Annotated in this window: 2 tRNA genes and 2 rRNA genes (2 of these 4 only partly in view); all 4 read left to right on the top strand. The window is 54.9% G+C overall.

The annotated features are described in order from the left end of the window. Positions 1-996 (top strand): 16S ribosomal RNA (locus RM192_RS13240); it begins 491 nt to the left of the window's first position. A gap of 198 nt (positions 997-1,194) precedes the next feature. Then, positions 1,195-1,271, top strand: a tRNA-Ile gene (locus RM192_RS13235). A 143-nt stretch (positions 1,272-1,414) separates the two neighbouring features. Further along, a tRNA-Ala gene (locus tag RM192_RS13230) sits at positions 1,415-1,490 on the top strand. Between the two features lie 326 nt (positions 1,491-1,816). After that, positions 1,817-2,500: ribosomal RNA gene (locus RM192_RS13225) — 23S ribosomal RNA — on the top strand (it continues 2,111 nt past the right edge of the window). Together the 16S and 23S rRNA genes with 2 tRNA genes alongside form the textbook arrangement of a ribosomal RNA operon.

The following is a 2,500-nucleotide window of genomic DNA, read 5'->3' as shown; positions in this document are numbered from 1 at the left end:
CGTTGTTCGGAATTACTGGGCGTAAAGCGTGCGTAGGCGGTTATTCAAGTCAGAGGTGAAAGCCCGGGGCTCAACCCCGGAACGGCCTTTGAAACTAGATAACTAGAATCTTGGAGAGGTCAGTGGAATTCCGAGTGTAGAGGTGAAATTCGTAGATATTCGGAAGAACACCAGTGGCGAAGGCGACTGACTGGACAAGTATTGACGCTGAGGTACGAAAGCGTGGGGAGCAAACAGGATTAGATACCCTGGTAGTCCACGCCGTAAACGATGATAACTAGCTGTCCGGACACTTGGTGTTTGGGTGGCGCAGCTAACGCATTAAGTTATCCGCCTGGGGAGTACGGTCGCAAGATTAAAACTCAAAGGAATTGACGGGGGCCTGCACAAGCGGTGGAGCATGTGGTTTAATTCGAAGCAACGCGCAGAACCTTACCAGCGTTTGACATCCCGCGCTATCCAGAGAGATTTGGAGTTCCCTTCGGGGACGCGGTGACAGGTGCTGCATGGCTGTCGTCAGCTCGTGTCGTGAGATGTTGGGTTAAGTCCCGCAACGAGCGCAACCCTCGTCCTTAGTTGCCATCATTAAGTTGGGCACTCTAAGGAAACCGCCGGTGATAAGCCGGAGGAAGGTGGGGATGACGTCAAGTCCTCATGGCCCTTACACGCTGGGCTACACACGTGCTACAATGGCGGTGACAGTGGGCAGCAAGCACGCGAGTGTGAGCTAATCTCCAAAAGCCGTCTCAGTTCGGATTGTTCTCTGCAACTCGAGAGCATGAAGGCGGAATCGCTAGTAATCGCGGATCAGCATGCCGCGGTGAATACGTTCCCAGGCCTTGTACACACCGCCCGTCACACCATGGGAGTTGGGTTCACCCGAAGGCGTTGCGCTAACTCAGCAATGAGAGGCAGGCGACCACGGTGGGCTTAGCGACTGGGGTGAAGTCGTAACAAGGTAGCCGTAGGGGAACCTGCGGCTGGATCACCTCCTTTCTAAGGATCGATCGGAAAGCGCTGCTTCTTGTAGGCAGAAGGGCTTCCAATCCTTCTACAGAACATTGCCGTCGTCCTCATGTCCCTTCATCACTGGAGAATGCCACTGGCGCGTCCGTTTACGGATTGCGCCTGATTGGCATCAGCCTGAGCAGGCTCACGCCGCCCGCGGCCTTATGGCCCTGTGAGGGCGAGGTGGGGCCGGTAGCTCAGGTGGTTAGAGCGCACGCCTGATAAGCGTGAGGTCGCAAGTTCAACTCTTGCTCGGCCCACCAAATCGCAGTCGCCGCAGCAGTTAGCGAAGCTGATTGCACGAGCGACAAGATCGGCCAGCGCGGAAAGGCTGCGCCATAGGGCGCGGCTTTGCCGCGACTGACGGCGTAGCGAGGCGCAGCATTTGTTTTGGTTTACCCTTTACGGGGCCTTAGCTCAGCTGGGAGAGCACCTGCTTTGCAAGCAGGGGGTCATCGGTTCGATCCCGATAGGCTCCACCATCTTTGCCGCTTTGCGGCATCGGGTGGTGGGATAGCTCACCGTGAGGCGAGGCAGCGTATAGCCAAATACGAACTCCAGGGATGAAGACATAGGTATCCGGCTGTAAGGCCGGTAAGGCGGGAGTGATCCTGCTGCTTCTTTGACATTGTGAATGGGTTTTTAATCGATGCCGTGGTGCATTGGTTTGCGTGGTGCAGGACCGCAAGGTTTTCTGTGTCGTGCGGATTGATGTGTCACTTACAGATGTAACAATCTGGCTGAGATTATCGTCCACGCCTGGAAACAACGCGGCTCATGCAAGGTTGTCGTTGATGGTGTGGATTCTCAAGCGTGAGGTAAGAGCATTTGGTGGATGCCTTGGCACATACAGGCGATGAAGGACGTGGCACGCTGCGATAAGCGTCGGGGAGCCGTGAGCAGGCTTTGATCCGGCGATTTCCGAATGGGGAAACCCACCTTCACCATTTCTCTCGTTGTTCGAGCGATCGAATAATGAGTGAGGTGGATAAGGTATCACCGAGGTGAATAAAATAGCCTTGGTGAAGCGAACCCGGGGAACTGAAACATCTCAGTACCTGGAGGAAAAGACATCAACCGAGATTCCGTTAGTAGTGGCGAGCGAACGCGGACCAGGCCAGTGCCTCATCTTCAACTAGCAGAACTGTCTGGAAAGGCAGGCCATAGCGGGTGACAGCCCCGTATGCGAAAGTGATGGATGAGGACTCGAGTAGGGCGGGACACGTGAAATCCTGTCTGAACATGGGGGGACCACCCTCCAAGCCTAAATACTCGTATGTGACCGATAGCGAACCAGTACCGTGAGGGAAAGGTGAAAAGCACCCCGATGAGGGGAGTGAAACAGTACCTGAAACCGAATGCTTACAATCAGTTGGAGCCTCTTTAGGGGGTGACAGCGTACCTCTTGCATAATGGGTCAGTGACTTAGTCTACCAAGCAAGCTTAAGCCGTTAGGTGTAGGCGCAGCGAAAGCGAGTCTGAATAGGGCGCT

Origin of the sequence: Novosphingobium sp. MMS21-SN21R (genome assembly GCF_031846015.1) — a bacterium.
Lineage (GTDB): Bacteria > Pseudomonadota > Alphaproteobacteria > Sphingomonadales > Sphingomonadaceae > Novosphingobium.
Note: the sequence above shows the minus strand (reverse complement) of the source record. Positions and strands in the feature narration are given on the sequence as shown.